This is a genomic window from Bradyrhizobium shewense (genome assembly GCF_900094605.1).
GTDB classification, from domain to species: Bacteria; Pseudomonadota; Alphaproteobacteria; order Rhizobiales; family Xanthobacteraceae; genus Bradyrhizobium; species Bradyrhizobium shewense.
Window position 1 is genome coordinate 512,272 of record NZ_FMAI01000002.1, and the last position, 16,588, is coordinate 528,859.

The 16,588-nt window shown below is 65.1% G+C and carries 16 protein-coding genes; 6 read left to right on the forward strand and 10 right to left on the reverse strand.

Going from position 1 to position 16,588, the window contains the following annotated elements; translation table 11 throughout:
• Position 1: 1 nt before the first annotated feature.
• The 3 genes from GA0061098_RS06660 to GA0061098_RS06670 are packed head-to-tail and all read right to left on the reverse strand — an operon-like array spanning position 2 to position 4,518.
• On the reverse strand, positions 2 to 313 hold the full coding sequence (locus GA0061098_RS06660) for a DUF3240 family protein (protein ID WP_091955021.1): 312 nt from the start codon (positions 311 to 313) through the stop codon (positions 2 to 4).
• Positions 310 to 3,384 carry an efflux RND transporter permease subunit gene (locus GA0061098_RS06665; RefSeq protein ID WP_091955025.1) on the reverse strand — a complete coding sequence of 1,025 codons (3,075 nt, stop codon included), beginning with the start codon at positions 3,382 to 3,384 and terminating at the stop codon, positions 310 to 312. Before GA0061098_RS06665 ends, GA0061098_RS06660 begins: the two co-directional genes overlap by 4 nt.
• A complete protein-coding gene (locus GA0061098_RS06670; RefSeq protein WP_430649253.1) occupies positions 3,385 to 4,518 on the reverse strand; it encodes an efflux RND transporter periplasmic adaptor subunit in 1,134 nt (377 codons plus the stop codon).
• A gap of 221 nt (positions 4,519 to 4,739) precedes the next feature.
• Between GA0061098_RS06670 and GA0061098_RS06675 the strand changes: the two genes are divergently transcribed.
• On the forward strand, positions 4,740 to 5,213 hold the full coding sequence (locus GA0061098_RS06675; RefSeq protein ID WP_129590820.1) for a hypothetical protein: 474 nt from the start codon (positions 4,740 to 4,742) through the stop codon (positions 5,211 to 5,213).
• Positions 5,214 to 5,319: 106 nt separating this feature from the next.
• Here GA0061098_RS06675 and ppx read toward each other — a convergent pair whose 3' ends face one another.
• The 4 genes from ppx to GA0061098_RS06695 all read right to left on the reverse strand — a co-directional run bounded on the left by ppx (position 5,320) and on the right by GA0061098_RS06695 (position 10,508).
• On the reverse strand, positions 5,320 to 6,822 hold the full coding sequence (gene ppx / locus GA0061098_RS06680) for an exopolyphosphatase (RefSeq protein ID WP_091955346.1): 1,503 nt from the start codon (positions 6,820 to 6,822) through the stop codon (positions 5,320 to 5,322).
• A 15-nt stretch (positions 6,823 to 6,837) separates the two neighbouring features.
• Entirely contained in the window at positions 6,838 to 9,030 is a 2,193-nt protein-coding gene (locus GA0061098_RS06685; RefSeq protein WP_165637204.1) for an RNA degradosome polyphosphate kinase, read from the reverse strand.
• 148 nt (positions 9,031 to 9,178) lie between these two features.
• A complete protein-coding gene (locus GA0061098_RS06690; RefSeq protein ID WP_091955349.1) occupies positions 9,179 to 9,856 on the reverse strand; it encodes a P-loop NTPase family protein in 678 nt (225 codons plus the stop codon).
• A gap of 109 nt (positions 9,857 to 9,965) precedes the next feature.
• The gene (locus tag GA0061098_RS06695; RefSeq protein WP_025035876.1) at positions 9,966 to 10,508 is read right to left on the reverse strand and encodes a CDP-alcohol phosphatidyltransferase family protein; all 543 of its coding nucleotides are present in this window, start codon (positions 10,506 to 10,508) and stop codon (positions 9,966 to 9,968) included.
• Positions 10,509 to 10,665: 157 nt separating this feature from the next.
• Here GA0061098_RS06695 and purM point away from each other — a divergent pair, with 157 nt between their 5' ends.
• Both purM and purN read left to right on the forward strand, forming a co-directional pair.
• Positions 10,666 to 11,739 carry a phosphoribosylformylglycinamidine cyclo-ligase gene (gene purM / locus GA0061098_RS06700; RefSeq protein ID WP_091955034.1) on the forward strand — a complete coding sequence of 358 codons (1,074 nt, stop codon included), beginning with the start codon at positions 10,666 to 10,668 and terminating at the stop codon, positions 11,737 to 11,739.
• Positions 11,739 to 12,407, forward strand: a complete 669-nt coding sequence (purN, locus tag GA0061098_RS06705) for a phosphoribosylglycinamide formyltransferase (RefSeq protein ID WP_208610628.1) — start codon at positions 11,739 to 11,741, stop codon at positions 12,405 to 12,407. The genes purM and purN overlap by 1 nt, the downstream gene beginning before the upstream one ends.
• Positions 12,408 to 12,499: 92 nt before the next feature.
• Here the strand turns inward: purN and GA0061098_RS06710 are convergent, their stop codons facing one another.
• Positions 12,500 to 12,706 (reverse strand): cold-shock protein, encoded by a 207-nt coding sequence (locus GA0061098_RS06710; protein ID WP_007591938.1) that lies wholly within the window; start codon positions 12,704 to 12,706, stop codon positions 12,500 to 12,502.
• 15 nt (positions 12,707 to 12,721) lie between these two features.
• Complete coding sequence (locus GA0061098_RS44785) at positions 12,722 to 13,201, reverse strand: hypothetical protein (RefSeq protein ID WP_165637153.1); 480 nt, start codon at positions 13,199 to 13,201, stop codon at positions 12,722 to 12,724.
• Here GA0061098_RS44785 and GA0061098_RS06720 point away from each other — a divergent pair.
• Complete coding sequence (locus GA0061098_RS06720) at positions 13,086 to 14,222, forward strand: autotransporter outer membrane beta-barrel domain-containing protein (RefSeq protein ID WP_165637187.1); 1,137 nt, start codon at positions 13,086 to 13,088, stop codon at positions 14,220 to 14,222. The two genes, GA0061098_RS44785 and GA0061098_RS06720, sit on opposite strands and share 116 nt — an antisense overlap.
• A gap of 10 nt (positions 14,223 to 14,232) precedes the next feature.
• Here the strand turns inward: GA0061098_RS06720 and GA0061098_RS06725 are convergent, their stop codons facing one another.
• Positions 14,233 to 15,273 carry a LysR family transcriptional regulator gene (locus GA0061098_RS06725; protein ID WP_091955043.1) on the reverse strand — a complete coding sequence of 347 codons (1,041 nt, stop codon included), beginning with the start codon at positions 15,271 to 15,273 and terminating at the stop codon, positions 14,233 to 14,235.
• A gap of 70 nt (positions 15,274 to 15,343) precedes the next feature.
• Between GA0061098_RS06725 and GA0061098_RS06730 the strand changes: the two genes are divergently transcribed.
• Positions 15,344 to 15,961, forward strand: coding sequence for a hypothetical protein (locus tag GA0061098_RS06730; protein WP_165637188.1), 618 nt, complete (start codon positions 15,344 to 15,346; stop codon positions 15,959 to 15,961).
• A complete protein-coding gene (locus GA0061098_RS06735) occupies positions 15,948 to 16,568 on the forward strand; it encodes a GNAT family N-acetyltransferase (protein WP_028144981.1) in 621 nt (206 codons plus the stop codon). The genes GA0061098_RS06730 and GA0061098_RS06735 overlap by 14 nt, the downstream gene beginning before the upstream one ends.
• Positions 16,569 to 16,588 lie beyond the last annotated feature (20 nt).

The window sequence follows — 16,588 nt, forward strand, 5'->3', positions numbered from 1 at the left end:
CTCAGTCGATCGTGCCGAGTTCCGTCACGGGTATCGTCCAGTAGACCAGCTTGGTTCCGGCGAACGAAACCCACAGACGGTCGAGCAAGCGGCCGGCATCACTGCTCGACAGAACCACTTGCACGACGGCCTGATCGGCGTGGCCCTTCACGCGTTCGGCGGCCGTATGCAAACGGATCTCAGTGCCGTGACCGGCTCCGTGCGATGCCGTGAATCCCGAAACTAGGTCGGTCTGCTCAGTGAGATAGTCGAACACCTCCTCGCGGAGGAGATGCGGCACAATCAGCGTCAGACAGACCGGCTGCTCGATCATTTAGCCACCTTCGACGATCCGCCATAGCGGCGATACAGAATCGGCAGGAGAATCAGGGTGAGCAGGGTGGAGGACAGCAGTCCTCCGATTACGACGATTGCGAGCGGTCGCTGTACTTCGGAACCCGGGCCGGAGGCGAACAGCAGCGGGATCAAGCCCAGCGCCGTGATGCTCGCGGTCATCAGCACGGGGCGAAGCCTGCGCATGGCGCCTTCGACGACGATGCGATCCTCGGCAAGGCCGTGGGCGCGGAGCTGATTGAAGTAGGAGACCAGCACGACGCCGTTGAGCACGGCGATGCCGAGCAGCGCGATGAATCCGACCGAAGCCGGCACCGATAGATACTCGCCCGTCACGACCAGCGCGAAGACGCCCCCGATCAGGGCAAACGGGATGTTGACGAGCACCAGCAGGGCCTGGCGGATGGCACCGAATGTTGTGAAGAGCAGCACGAAGATCAGGCCGATCGCGACGGGGACCACGACGGATAGGCGGGCGGCGGCGCGTTGCTGGTTCTCGAACTGCCCGCCCCAGGTCAGCCGGTAACCGTTGGGCAGCGGGAGTTCGGTCGCCACCTTCCGGCGGGCCGCTTCGACGAAGCCGACCATGTCGCGACCGCGGATGTTGGCGCGCACCACGCTCATGCGGGCGCCGTCCTCGCGGTCGATCTTCACCGGGCCGTCCACGCGCTGGATGCGGGTGACCTGCGACAGCGCGACGTGCCGTCCGGAGGCGAGCGTGAGCGGCAGGCTCGCCAGCAGCGTCGGCGCTTCCCGCGTCGTCTCGCTGCCCCGGATGAGGATCGGCGTGCGGCGTCCGTCCTCGAGCGCGGTCCCGATGGTCCGGCCCTCGATCTGCGTCCGCAGCGAGTTGACGATGGAATCCACCGTCAGGCCGAGGCGGCCGGCCTCCATGCGGTTGACCGCAACCGTGTAGTATTGAGCGCCTTCGTTCAGCGTGGTGTAGACGTCCTCGGCACCGTCGATGCTGGACAGGATCGCCGACAGCTTTGCCGCGGTTTCGTTCAGCTTGGCGATGTCGGGGCCGAAGATCTTGACGGCGACGTCACCGCGCACGCCGCTGATCATCTCCTGCACGCGCATGTCGATGGGCTGGGTGAAGCTGAGCGAGATGCCGGGGAAGCCGGTGAGGACCTCGCGAAGCTTCTGCAGCAGGGCCTCGCGATTGTCGGTCGCGCGCTCGGCGGCCGGCTTGAGCACGAGGAACGTGTCGGTCTGGTTGGGGCCCATGGGGTCGAGGCCAAGCTCGTCCGACCCGGTTCGCGCGACGATGCCGGCAATATCAGGCACGGCCAGAAGCGCGGTCTGCAGCCTTGCATTCATCGCTAGCGACTCGTCGAGGTTGACGGACGGAAGCGTCTCCACGCTGACGATGACGTCGCCTTCATCCATGGTCGGCATGAAGGTCTTGCCGAGCTTGGTATAGGCGAAGCCCGCCGCGACGAGGCCGATCAGCGCCGCAGCCATCACCTTGCGCTCGTTGTTGAGGGCCCAGTCCAGTGCCGGCGCGTAGATCCGTTGGGCCGCACGCACCAGCAGGGGATCGCGATGTGACGCGGACTTGAGCACGAAGGAGATTGCGACCGGGATCACGGTGAGCGCCAGCAGGAGCGAGCCGGCCAGCGCGAAAATGATGGCCAGCGCGACCGGGATGAACAGCTTGCCCTCCAACCCCTGCAGCGTCAGCAACGGGACGAACACGATGATGATGATGAGCACGCCCGAGGCGACCGGCTCCAGGACTTCGCAGACCGAACGGTAAACCAGGTGGATCAGCGGAGTGGCCTTGCCCGGCTCGTGCTTGCTGAGGTTGCCGACGATGTTCTCAACCACGACGACCAGCGCGTCGATCAGCATGCCGATCGCGATCGCAAGTCCGCCGAGGCTCATCAGATTGGCCGACATTCCCACCACGCGCATGACGATCAAGGCGATGACGATGGCGAGCGGCAGGCTGAGCGCGATCACCAGCGAGGCCCGCCAGTTGCCGAGGAAAAGCAGCAGAAGGACGATGACGAGGGCGGTGGCCTCGCCGAGGGCCCGCACCACGGTGCCGACGGCGCGGTTGACCAAGCGGCTGCGGTCATAGAACACGTTGATCGACACACTCTTCGGCAGCGAGGGTTGCAATTCCGCGAGCCGAGCACGCACGTCACGGATCAGCTGACCCGCGTTGGCGCCGCGCAAGCCGAGGACCAGTCCCTCGACGGTTTCGCCGCGGCCGTCCGCCGTGACGGCGCCATAGCGGGTCAGCGTCCCGACTTTGACGCTCGCGATGTCGTTGACCAGGATCGGCACGCCTTCGCGGGTGTCGACGACGATGGCCTTGATGTCCTCGATCGAGCGGATGCTGCCTTCGATCCGCACTAGGGCGCTGTCCTCGCCTTGGTTCACCCGCCCGGCGCCGTCGTTGCGGCTGTTGGCTTCGATGGCCCGGCGAAACACATCGTAGGTGATGCCGCGCGCGGCCAGCGCATCGTTGCGCGGCACGATCTCGAAGGCGCGGACATAGCCGCCGAGCGCATTGACGTCCGCGACGCCGGGGACGGTCCGCAAGGCCGGGCGGATCACCCAATCGAGCAGGGTGCGGCGTTCCGCGAGCGACAGCTCGGGACTGTCGATCGTGAACATGAACATCTCGCCGAGAGGGCTCGTGATCGGCGCCAGACCGCCGCTCACCCCGTCGGGGAAATCGCGCGAGATGTTCGACAGCCGCTCCGAGACCTGGTTGCGCGCCCAGTAGATGTCGGTGCCGTCCTCGAAATCGACGGTGATGTCTGCCAGCGCGTATTTCGTGGTCGAACGAAGCACCTTTTTGTTCGGCAATCCGAGCAGTTCGAGCTCGACGGGAACGGTGATGCGCTGCTCGACCTCTTCGGGAGTGAGGCCCGCCGCCTTCATGATGACCTTGACCTGAACCGGCGAAACGTCAGGAAAGGCATCGATCGGTAGGCCGGGCAGGAGGAAAGCGCCGGCGCCGATCACCAGCAGCACGCCGAGCATGACGAACAGTCGCTGCGACAGTGCGAACGCAACCAGGCGCCGGAGCATTTACTGCCCCAGTCCGGAGAGGATGCCGCGAAGCGCCGAGATGCCGCCGATCGCGATCTCATCCCGGTCCGAGACGGCGCCCGCTACGACCACATGGTCCTGATCTTCCGCAAGCAGCTTGACCGGCACCAGCCGGAAGCCGCCGTCAAAGGCGACGAAGACCGACGTTTGCTCGCCCCGCCGGACCAGCCCGCTGTAAGGGATCTCCCAGGCGCTTTCGCCGGTCGAGAGAAACCCGATGCGGGCCGCGGTAGTCTGGCCGGGATGCAGCTCGCCGTCGTTGGGGACTTCCGCGCGAACCAGAATAGTCTGGGTGGCAGGATCGATGGTCTCTGAGACCAACACGACCCTGCCCGGGGTGGAATAGCCCTCGATCTCGACTTTCGCGCCGGTACGGATCGCTCGAATATTGGCGGCAGGGACCGCGATTTCCGCCCATAGCGGCGAGAGCCGCGCCAACTTGACGAGCGGTGCGGATTGTTCGAGCCGCTGCCCTGGTGACACCGCGATCTCGACCACCGACGCGGCTTGCGGTGCATTGACCGTGAGCGTCCCGCTGATCGCCGCTTGCTGGGCCAGCCGGGAGATTGCATCGTCGGACATCCCGCTCAGGTGCAGCATCTGACGCCGTTCGGCGACGACGAGGGCGGCCTGGCGCGCTTCGGCCTGGCTGGCCTCGAGCACGCGTTGCGGCACGGCCTTGCCTTCGAACAGATCCACGTTGCGATTGAGCTGCTGGCTGGCGAGGTGCTCCTGCGCGATCGCGTGCAGATAGTCGCGTTGCTGGGAGACGAAGCTCGGACTCTCCAGTGTGACCAGCGGCTGGCCGGCCATGGCGCGGTCACCGCGCCCAACCAGGAGATTGGCGACCATGCCGGCCACCGGCGCGCTGACGACCCACAATTGCTGCGTCGGGATGACGACCTGGACGGGATAGGGCAGCGTCAGATCGGTCCGGCTCGCGACCGGATGGGTGACGCGGACGCCGAGATTGCGCGCCTGCGCATCGCTGAGCTTCACTTCGTCCTGCGCATTCGGCGCGGAGGGCCAAAGACTCAATACAAGCGCCAGGAGAGCACGGGCAGTCGCGCTCCGAGCGGGGCTCAGACGGAAAATCCCATGGGGCAGTTGCATGGCGGAAGGCGTCCGGAGCGCAGCATTTGTACCTCGCTAACGCCGGCGCGACGGTGGCGGGTTGATGTGCATCAAGCGCGCTTGGCCTGCGCAGCATATTTTTGCATGAGGCGCGACGGAGATGGCATCGATCCGGCTGTGGGCCGAGGTGGGCTCCGGGTGGTTTGCTTATCGCGGGGCGCAACAGCCAATGCTGTTCTGAACTACGCAGGAGCAAAGTCGTGAAATTGAGCAGACTCTTGTGCACACTGCTGAGCAGTGTCATTGCGGCGCTTGCTCTCGTGCAGCCCGCGCTTTCCCACAGTGGAACGGCGCAGGATCCTTGGAGCCCCGCGCACATTGACATGCTCCCGGACGAAATCCGCGCAGAGGTGCAGAAATGGAACGCTGCGTGCGGGGGCTCGATAGCGGCCGCCCAACATTTTGCGCTCTATCTGACCGTGCCAGGCGCCGAGTTCGTGGCCCTTCACTTCGACGATTTTCAATGCCGCAGCAGAGCCGTTCTTTGCAATTCCTCGGGATGTCTTCACGAAGTGTATGTCGCGACGGCCGGCCGATACCGCCGCGTGCTCACGGTGCGCACCTATGACATCCGACTGTCATCCGTCAACAACCAGGCCTTCGTCGAGCTCCTCGACCGCAACGGAACCAGCCGGAAGCTGCGCTGGAATGGCAGCCGATTCGTCGCGAAGTAGATGTCGGTGCAGATGCCTGTCGCTTGCACTAGTCTCGTTGCGCTTTAGTTTATTGTTAGAGCATGATCTTTTCGGAAAACCGCTGCGCACTTTTCCGGATCATGCGCTAGCGCCGCACGATCGAGCCGGCGCGGCTGACCAGGCGGGCGAGTGCGCGGAAGCGGCTGCCGACGCGGTCGGCGACGAGGTCGCCGAGGCGGTGCTCGAACACCAGCATCAGCTTGCGGCCCTGGCTGCGGAAATGCGTGGCCGGCAGCACGCCCGGGCGAGCCGCCGAGATCAGGTGCGCGACGCGGAACGCAGCGCCCAAGAGGCGCGCGCGTTCGAGCTGCGCCGGCGTCAGCAGCTCCTGCATGGTGACCGGCGGCTGGTTTTCCTCGCTCAGGCCCGCATAGCGATAGAACACCGACAGGCCGACGAAGGCACGCTCGGTGTGGGTGATCGCGCCGAAATTGCCGTTGACGACGAGGCTCAGCGTCTGCTCGCCGCGGTGATCGGGATGCACGCGCCAGCCGATGTCGGACAGCAGGCACGCGGTGTGGCGCAAGCGGCGGTCCTCCTCGCTCTCGCGCAGCTTCACCACGCGCGCGAGGCGGTCGGTCCAGGCGATCAGCTCGTGGGCGTGCTTGGCCGAGCGCGACAGCAACTGGTTCAGCTCTTCCGCGGCGCAGATCAGGCCGTCCTTGTTGCGTTCCGGCTCCGACAGCTTCTCGTGCAGCAGGCCCTCGCGCACGCCGAAGGTCGAGAACACGATCGTCTTCGGCTTCGCCACCCGGATGATGTGCTCTAGCACCAGCGCCGCATAGGTGAGGAGGGGGCGGCGCGCGTCCGCAACGCTCTCGATGTCGGCGAGCATGTCTGCGGCCGCAAGACGACGCAGACGACGCGAGAAGTCGAGCGCCTCGGCGGCCGAAATCGAATAACCGTGCATCACCTGGAGCGGATAGCCGCTCTGGATGATGTGAATCCGCGCGAGCGCGCGCCAGGTGCCGCCGACGGCGTAGAAGGTGCGGCCGCGGCCCGCGGTGAGCTGCGGCACCTCGTCGAGCTCCTCGCGCACGATGCGGTCGGCGCGCTTGAGCGATTTATGCGCGAGGTCCTGCAGCGCGAGCCCACCCAGCGGCAGCGTCACGCCGCTGCGCACGCTGTTCCTGCGCACGTCGATCAATTCGAGCGAGCCGCCGCCGAGGTCACCGACGATGCCGTCGGGATGATGGATGCCGGAGATCACGCCGAGCGCCGACAGCCGCGCCTCGCGCGGGCCCGACAGGATCTCGATCTTCACGGCGCAGATGCGCTCGGCCTTCGCGATGAAGTCGGGGCCGTTGGAGGCGTCGCGGCATGCCGCGGTCGCGATCGCGAACACGCGCCCGACCTGCATTACACGGCACAATGCGCGAAAGCGCCTCAGCGAGGTCAGCGCCTTGTCGACGGCGTCGGGCGCGAGCAGGCCGGTGCTCTGCACCTCGCGTCCGAGGCCGCACAACGTCTTCTCGTTGAAGATCGGAATGAGGCTCCGCGTCAGTCCCTCGTAGACGACGAGACGGACCGAGTTGGAACCGATATCGATGACCGCGACGCTCGAGCCGCGCTTGCGCGGCCGCTTCACGTCGAACATCCCGGATCAGGATTGATGGCGTTCGTTCCGGCGCGTGAGACGACGCGGCGAGGATTCCTTGAGCGACTTTCCACGGCCAGACAGACTCGGATTTGTCATGAAGTAGTTGTGGACGTTGAAAGGCTCCTCGCCCTTCGCGGTCTTCATACGCGTTGAGGACCCGTCCGGCAACAATTGCCAGCTCTGCTCATTGTCCTTGAGATTCGCGACCATGATCTGTTCGAGAACCTGCTGATGCACCGTGGGATTTTGCAGCGGACACAGCACCTCGACGCGGCGGTCGAGGTTGCGCGGCATCATGTCGGCGGAGGAGATATACACAGCCGCTTTGGCGCTCGGCAGGCCCTGGCCCATGCCGAAGCAGTAGATTCGGCCGTGTTCCAGGAAGCGTCCGATGATCGACTTGACGCGGATGTTCTCGGAAAGGCCGGGAATGCCCGGGCGCAGGCAACAGATGCCGCGCACCACGAGCTCGACCTGCACGCCGGCCTGGGAGGCCTCGTAGAGCGCGTCGATGATGTCGGGGTCGACCAGCGCATTCATCTTCATCCAGACCGCACCGTGGCGGCCGTGCCGCACATGCGCGGTCTCGCCCTGGATGTGCTCGATGATGCGCTTGCGCAAGGTCAGCGGCGACACTGCCATCTTTTCCAGATCGCTCGGCGCGGCATAGCCGGTGATGAAATTGAACACGCGCGCGGCGTCGCGGCCGATGGTCGGATCCGAGGTGAAGTAGGAGAGGTCGGTGTAGATGCGCGCGGTGACCGGGTGATAATTGCCGGTGCCGGTATGGACGTAAGTCGTGAGGCTGCCGCCCTCGCGGCGCACCACCATCGAGAGTTTTGCGTGCGTCTTCAGTTCGAGGAAACCGTAGACGACCTGCACGCCGGCGCGTTCGAGATCGCGTGCCCAGCGGATGTTGGCTTCCTCGTCGAAGCGCGCCTTCAGCTCGATCAACGCCGTGACGGATTTGCCGGCCTCGGCGGCTTCCGCCAGCGCGCGCACGATCGGCGAGTTGTTGGAGGTGCGGTAGAGCGTCTGCTTGATCGCGACGACATCGGGGTCGCGCGTGGCCTGCTGCAGGAACTGCACCACCACGTCGAAGGATTCGTAGGGGTGATGGACCACGAGGTCCTTCTGCCGGATCGCGGCGAAGATGTCGCCGCCATGCTCGCGCACGCGCTCGGGATGGCGCGGCACGTAAGGGGTGAATTCGAGATCGGGCCGGTCGAGGCGGGTGAGCTGCGAGAGCTCGTTCATCGCCTGCACGCCGTCGACCAGGAACACCTCGTCATCGGCAGCCGACAGCGCGTGCTGCACGAAGCTGCGCAGCTGCTCCGGCATCTTGGCATCGATCTCGAGCCGGATCACCGACCCGCGGCGGCGGCGCTTCAGCGCGGTCTCGAACAGGCGGACGAGGTCTTCCGCCTCTTCCTCGATTTCGAGCTCGGAGTCGCGGATGATGCGGAAGGCGCCTTGGCCGTGCAGATTGTAGCCGGGGAACAGGCGGTTGATGAACAGGGCGGTCGCCTGCTCCAGCGAAATCAGCCGGACCACCTTGCCGTCGGCCGGCAGGCGGATGAAGCGGTCGATCTTGCCGGGCATGCGGATCAGCGCGTTCATTTGCTTGCCGTCGGCGGCGCGCGTGAGCTGGAGCGCAATGGTGAAGCCGAGGCTCGGGATGAACGGGAAGGGGTGGGCCGGGTCGATCGCCAGCGGCGTCAGCAGCGGGAACACGTTGCTGAGGAAGTAGTCCTCGATCCAGGTCCGTTCCGCCTTGGTGACATCCTTGCCCTCGACCAGCACGATGCCGACATCGGCTAGCGTGCCGCGCAAATCGCGCCAGATCGCCTGCTGGTCGGAGGCGAGTTCGGAGACGGTGCGGTTGATCAGCGCGAGCTGCTCGGATGGCGTGAGGCCGTCGGGGCTGCGTTCGGCAATGCCCTCGCGCACCTGGGCCTTGATGCCGGCGACGCGGACCATGAAGAACTCGTCGAGGTTATTCGCGGAAATCGACAGGAATCGCACCCGCTCCAGCATGGGGTGGCTGGGATTGACCGATTCCTCCAGGACGCGGCGGTTGAAATGCAGCCAGGAGAGCTCGCGGTTGATGAATCGCTCGGGACTCGATGCGATCGCCGGCAGGCTCTCGGTCTCTGGGGCTTTTTCTTTAGTTTCAACAGCTTGCGCAGAGTCCATCAGAAGTCGGTCCATCCAGTTCGCCCCAATTTGCGACTTGCGGCGCAAAACCGGCCGGAGCATGTGTTAGAGCGATGACGTTTCGATGACATTGATGTTCCGCCGCTCCGCCGCGTCAAGCGGGCTTCGCGTGGTCTGGAGGCGCAGGTTAGGCGTCCCGCAACAACTCGGCGGCCAAGGCCCGGGTGACTGGGCGGCCAAGCCGCAGGGCTTCGCTGTCGAGCAATTCCACGGCCTGGCGGGCGGCGGCCGAGGACCGCTCCAGGCGGGTGGCGAGGTAGCCGACCACGCTCTCGTCCACGGTGAGCTGGCGGTCGGCGCAGAATTTGACGATCAGGCCGCGGAACAGCTGGTCGTCGGGCGGTAGCAACGCGACCACCGGAACGGCGCGCAGACGCGAGCGCAGGTCGCGAAGCTCGATCTCCAGCGAGGCCGGCACCTCGCGTCCGGTGAACAGGACGTAGGCGCCATCCTCGCGGGCGAGGTTCATCAGGTGGAAGAGGGCGCGTTCGTCAAATTCCCTGGCCTTGAGATCCTCGACCACCAGCGCGCCGGTGGCGAGCGTGCCCGGAACGCCCGCAGCGGTCAGCGCATTGGCCGTGGTGGAGCGGGCGCCGGCCTCCTCGGCCCAGATTGCGGCGAGATGGCTCTTGCCGCTTCCTTCCGGGCCGGCCAGCCACATGATCCGGTTCGGCCATTCCGGCCAGCTGTCGATCAGGCCGAGACCGGCCGCATTGGCGGGGCCTTCGAGGAAATTGTCCCGGCTGAGGCTCTCCGCGTGCGGAAGCGAAAACGCCAATTGTCGGGGGTGAACGCGGCCTGGCACGCTTGCTTTGCTCCATGCCGGCGCGCCGGCGTCATTTGAAGAGGTCGGACGTATCGAGCGGGAGTTGGCCTTACGGGGCCGCATCGCCTCTCATTTGGCCTCGATCGTGCTACTTGGCCTCGATCGTACTCATGTGCCGCAGCCACTCGACCAGATAGAGCGACACGGAGGAGAGCGTGAAGACCGTGACGAGACCCATCAGGATGATATCATAAGGGGCCGGCTTGAAGCCGAAGGCAAGCGCCGCCAGCACGAGGGCCGCGAACGCCACCTGTGCCACGGTGTTGAGCTTGGACACTTTCGACGGCTTCATCTCGACGGGCCGGTCGAACAGCCAGGACACGATCACGGCGGCGACGATCATGATGTCGCGCGAGACCACCAGGATCACGATCCAGCGCGGAATTGCGCCCCAGATGCCGAGCGCCATGTAGATCGAGACCAGCAGCGCCTTGTCCGCGAGCGGGTCGAGCAGGGCGCCGAGCTCGCTCGTCATGTTGAAGCGCTTGGCCAGGAAGCCGTCCACGGCGTCGCTGATACCGGCGATCAGGAAGACGGCGAACGCCACCTCCATTTGGCTCGACACGATGGCCCAGACGATGATCGGGACCAGCATGATGCGGCCCAGGGTAATGATATTCGGAATACTCACGAAAGCGCTTCCCGGCACCCGGTCTGACCTCGAATCCGGCCTCTCGGGAGGCTGAACCGGTTGATATCTCTACATAGTATACGGCGGTGCGCCATGCGAGCCATTGCGCGTCCCCGGAATTCGACGTAACCAGCCGCGAACCCACTGGAAATCGGGCATGACCGACCGCAAAAACGGCCTCACTTACGCCGATTCAGGCGTCGATATCGATGCGGGCAACCGCCTGGTCGACCTGATCAAGCCGATGGTGCGCGCTACCGCACGGCCGGGCGCCGACGCCGAGATCGGCGGTTTCGGCGGCCTGTTCGACCTCAAGGCGGCCGGGTTCAAGGACCCGGTCCTCGTGGCCGCGACCGACGGCGTCGGCACCAAGGTCAAGATCGCGATCGAGACCGGGCTGCATGGCGGGATCGGCATCGACCTCGTCGCCATGAGCGTCAACGACCTCGTGGTGCAGGGGGCCGAGCCGCTGTTCTTCCTGGACTATTTCGCGTGCGGCAAGCTCGATCCGGAGGCGACGGCCTCGATCGTCGCAGGCGTCGCGGAGGGCTGCCGCGAATCCGGCTGCGCCCTGATCGGTGGCGAGACCGCCGAGATGCCCGGCCTGTACAAGGATGGCGATTACGATCTCGGCGGCTTTGCCGTCGGTGCCGCGGAGCGGGGCACGCTGCTGCCGCGCAAGGATATCGCCGCGGGGGACGCCGTGATCGGCCTTGCCTCGTCGGGGGTGCATTCCAACGGCTTCTCGCTGGTGCGTAAGATCGTGGAACAATCGGGCCTCGGCTTCGAGGCGCCGGCGCCTTTTTCTCCCGTTATGACCCTTGGCGGCGCGCTGCTGACGCCGACGAAGCTCTACGTCAAATCCTGCCTGCGCGCGATCCGCGAGACGGGCGCGGTGAAGGGGCTCGCCCATATCACCGGGGGCGGCTTCACCGACAACATTCCGCGCGTGCTGCCGAAGGATCTGGGTGTAGGCATCGACCTGGCCCGCCTGCCGGTGCTGCCGGTGTTCAAATGGCTGGCGGCGCAGGCCGGCATCGCCGAGCTGGAGATGCTGCGCACCTTCAACTGCGGCATCGGCATGATCGCGATCGTCGAGCCCGACAAGGTCGACGAGGTCGTGCAGGTCTTCACCGACGCCGGCGAGACGGTGGCGCAGCTCGGCACCGTGATTCCGGCCGAGGGCGAGCACCGCGTCGTCTACAACGGTCATCTCGACATGGCGCTGTGATGACTGGCGCTGTGGTGAAGCGCCGCGTCGCCATCCTGATCTCTGGCCGCGGCTCCAACATGTCCGCGCTGATCAGGGCCGCCACTGCTGCGGATTTCCCGGCCGAGATCTCGCTCGTCATTTCGAACAAGGCCGATGCGCTCGGCCTTGAGCGGGCCAAGGCAAGCGGCGTGAACACGCTGGTGATCGAGAGCAAGCCGTTCGGCAAGGACCGCGCCGGCTTCGAAAAGGTGCTGCAGGCGGCGCTCGACCAGCACGGTATCGAGCTGATTTGTCTGGGCGGCTTCATGCGCCTGTTCACGGCCGAGTTCACCAAAGCCTGGTACGGGCGGATGCTCAACATCCATCCCTCGCTGCTGCCGTCCTTCCCCGGCCTCGATCCGCACGGCCAGGCCTTGCGCGCCGGCGTCAAGCTATCCGGCGCGACGGTGCACTTCGTGATCCCCGAGATCGACGCCGGCCCGATCGTGATGCAGGGCGCGGTTCCCGTCGGCGATCACGACACGGGGGATACGCTCTCGGAGCGCATCCTCGAGGTCGAGCACCGCATCTATCCCGAAGCGCTGCGGCTGCTCGCCACCGGCAAGGTCCGGATCGAGGGTGATGTCTGCAAGACGGCTGGGAGTGCGGCGTCGGAGAATTTCCTGGTGGCGCCGGTGGTGAGCTGACGCGCATTCCTGCGATGGGCGTCCCAAAACAAAATCCCCCGGCAGAGCCGGGGGCAACGTCATGATCTCTCGCGCTTTGGCTTTGAGAGAATTCAGGAGACCTTGAGGTTCTCCGCGGATGCTTTGCCGCGGTTCTCCACGAGGTCGTATTCAACCACCTGGTTCTCGTTGAGGGTTGAGAGTCCGGCACGCTCGACGGCGGAGATGTGGACGAACACGTCCTTGTCGCTGCCGTTCGGCTTGATGAACCCATAGCCCTTGGTCGGGTTGAACCATTTGACGGTGCCCTTTTGCGGCATCCTCAGTCTCCTCCACTAGATATAAAAAAGACGCGGCCGCTTTTCGCGTGCCACGCCACAAACGGGCTTCCGGGAGTCTGTTCGAGTCTTGAATCTCAATGTCGCGAAACGCACAGCAGAGCGGCCAATTCCGATTGTGTCCAACATTGCAACATGAAAATCGCCCGTTAGCAAGCCGCGCGTAAATTTCAAGGGCGGGCGGATTGTGCCGTTCTGCAATTTCCGACCTGTGGCCGCGGAACCACAATCGAGGGCAATAGCCCCTGTCTCAGCACTGCAACCGATTGACGCTACGTGGCAGTTCAGCACAAATCGCCGCATGCGGCTGCGCGTCGTGTTGCATTTTTGCGCGCCGCCATTTGCTTCGGGATTTGTCGTCATGTGCTGCAGATCGCAGCCCTCCGGGACACGGCAGACGATCGGGCTGGACCGCGTCCGCAGGGTCGCGGCAGCGATCGCGACGGCGTTAGCGATCGTCGTGATGATGTCGGCCACGTCACCAGTCTTCGCGCAAAGCCCGACGCCTACGCCGACCCCGACGCCCACGCCGTCGCCCACCCCGATCCCGTCCCCGTCAGCCGGCAACGCTGCGCTCGATCTCGGCTCGAATTTCCTGGAGCGGCTCGGCAACCAGGCATCGAACGGTTTCAACCGGACGTTCCGCACCAACCCCGGCGGCGGCGGCGCGTCGGCCAGCACCGAGGATCCGCGCTACCGCACCTGGTTCGAGGGCTACGGCATCTCGGTCCGGACCGATGCGCAAGGCGACTTCGTCGGCGACCGGCGCAAGACGGTTGGCGGCGTCGCCGGTTTTGGCGCGCGCGTGGCCCCGGGCGTCAATCTCGGCTTCTCAGTCGACCAGAGCCATACCGACATCGACGTGCCGCTGGCGCTGCAATCGGCCACGCTCGACCTGACGCAAATCGGCTTCAACGGCTCGGTCGACAAGGGGCCATGGACCTGGGCCTTTGCCGTGGTGCACGGTTTCGGCAAGGTCCGTTCCAGCCGTGACACCGGCCTTGGCCTTGCGACCGCGGGCTACCGCGCCGCGGTCGACGGCGCGCTGACCGAGATCAGCTATTACTGGACCAAGGACCAGATGCGCATCGTGCCCAAGGGCGCGCTGGAATATGTGCGCGCCACCAGCGCGGCGTTCCAGGAGGCCGGCGGCCTCGACCCGCTCAACGTTGGTTCGACGGCGCTCTCACGCGCACGCATCATGATCGGGGCCGAGATCGGCCGCTACTTCATCATCGACCAGAAGATCCTGGACCTGTCAGCCTACGGCAAGTTCGTCGACAATTTCCACCAGGACCTGGGATCCGTCCAGGTCAGCCTCGGCGCTCAGAACATCGTCGTTCCCGGCATCGGTGAGAGCCGTTACGGCGTGGATGCCGGTGCCTCGGCTTCGCTGAGCCTGACCAGCGTGGCGCGGCTCTACGTCAATTACGACGGCAAGTTCCGCAACGAGCTGACCTCGCACCAGGGCACGGTCGGCTTCGAATATCGCTGGTAGGCGCAGCCTCCTAGGTCGGCGTCGCCGCGACATATCCCGTCAATCCAAAACCCTCGCGCGCCGCCGTCATCATCGGCACCAGCGCGTTCGGATGGATGAACTCATCGCGGAAGCAGGGGTAGGTCTTGGGATCGAAGATCTTCTTCAGCCAGTCGACCACGATCTTGTGGCGCTCGGAGGTACGGAATTCCCGGTGATAGGTGAGCCAGAGATCGGCGTGGTGGCTGACGCCGAGATCGACGGCGATCAGCGGCGCGCCGAGCGCGGTCGAAACCGTCGGCAGGAAGCCGATGCCGGCGCCGCGCTCGACCGCATAGAGCACGCCGACCGAGGAATTGGTCTTGATCCCGACGATGCCCTCGAGCGACTTCAGTCCGAGCACGCGCGCGTAGGCGCCGTCGTCGACCTGCGGCGCGCTCTGCTTGATGATGCGGTGGTTCTTCAGGTCGCCCAGCGTCGCCGGCACGCCGTAGAGATTTTCGTACTCCTTGGAGACGAAGGGATAGATGTGCAGACGGCCGAGCTTGGCGACGATCAGATCCGGATTGGTCGGCGGCTCGAGCTGGATCGCGATGTCCGATTCAAGCCGTGCGACGTCGGCCTGCTCCATCGCGCAGCGCAGATCGACGGTGATCTTGCGGTAGGTCTTCTGGAAGTCGATCAGGCGCGGCAGGATCCAGAAATTGCCCGGGCCTTCCGTCACCGCGACGCGTACGGTGCCTGAGGTGTCGTTCGACGACCGCGAGGCGCGCCGGAAGACGTTGAAGGCATGACGCTCCATATGCGCAACGTCGGCGATCATCGCGGTGCCTTCATCGCTGAGCGTGAGCCCGCTCTGGTCGCGCAGGAACAGCTTGCAGCCGATGCTCTCTTCGAGCCGGTCGACCCGGCGCATCAGGGTCGTGGAGGTGAGCCCGAGCTCCTCGGCGGCATTGCGAAAACTTTTATATTTTGCGCACGCTAAAAACAGTTTCAAATCGTCCCAGGACGCGCCCAGGGCTTCTTCACGGTGCTGCATCATAGCAGCACCCCGGTGCAATAACTGCTGCATACTCCTGATCCCCAGCCGCTAAGCTCATTGGCATAGCGGGCACGAAAGCTCCGGACGATAGAGGCGCGATATGGCTATGGAAAGAGGCTCGTTTGCCGCAAGGCATGATTTCGATGCCTTGCCGCTGAGCCCGGATGTGGATGTCCGCTGCGCGCAATTTTCCGAAATTGCCGCGCTTTCGCAGATGGCGCAACGGCTGGTGCCGGGCGTGCGGATCGGGACAGCCGAGCTTGCGCATTACTTCACGTTCGATCCCCAGAGCATCCTGACGTTCCGCCGGAAGGGCGATCTCGTCGGCGGCATGGCTTTCCTGTTTCTCAATGACCGCGGGCACGATGCGCTGCTGCTCGACGAGATCTGCCTCACCGCGCCCGAGACGCGCTATCTCGCTTCCGCGAACGAAGAGGTCGCTGCCATCTACATCTGGGCGATCGCGGCGACGGGACGCGGTATCGCCGGTCTCGGCAAGGTTGCAGCACATCTGCGACAGCTAAGGTTTCGCAGCGCCGATTGCTATGCGCAGCCGTCAACGGTGGCCGGACGCGCTATCATGAAGGCGACCGGCTTTGCGCCGGTCCCGAGCTTCCAGCCCGACCTCTGGTGCTACGAGCGGCCCTGGCATCGGCAGCCGATGCGGATGCCAGGCGCGATCATCCACGCAAGGAGTTTTGCAGATGCACGGTACTAGGATTCCTGTCGCCAAGCCCTGTTCCCGCGCCATCACCATCCGCCTTGCGCGCGATCCAAGCGATCTCATGCTGGTCACCGCCATTCGCTCGGCGGTCTACCTCGCCGAGCAGGATTGTCCGTTCGAGGAGGAGTTCGACGGCAACGACATGGTCGCGGCCCATTTCATCGGCTTCGTCGGCAACGAGCCCGCAGGCTGCCTGCGGGTGCGCTTCTTCGGCGATTTCGCCAAGGTGGAGCGGCTCGCGGTGCGCCACCAATACCGGCGCTCGCGCGTCTCGTTCAAGCTGGTGCAAGCCAGCGTCGACTATGTGAAGCGCAAGGGCTTTCGCAAGATCTACGGCCAGGCACAGGACAGGCTGGTCGATTTCTGGGCCCATTTCGGCGCCAAGCCGCTCGGCCACAATCGCAAGGTCACGTTCTCGGATTTTTCCTACACGGAAATGCTGCTGGAAATCGAGCCGGGCCCGGACGCGATCACGCTGGACAGCGATCCCTATGTGATCATCCGACCCGAAGGCGATTGGGACCGGCCGGGCGTGCTCGACGCTTCGGCGGGGCGGGCGGTGACCTCACCGCTGCGGGACCTCGCGCTCGCCGACCGTTGAAATTGGTGCAGCTCTGCGCA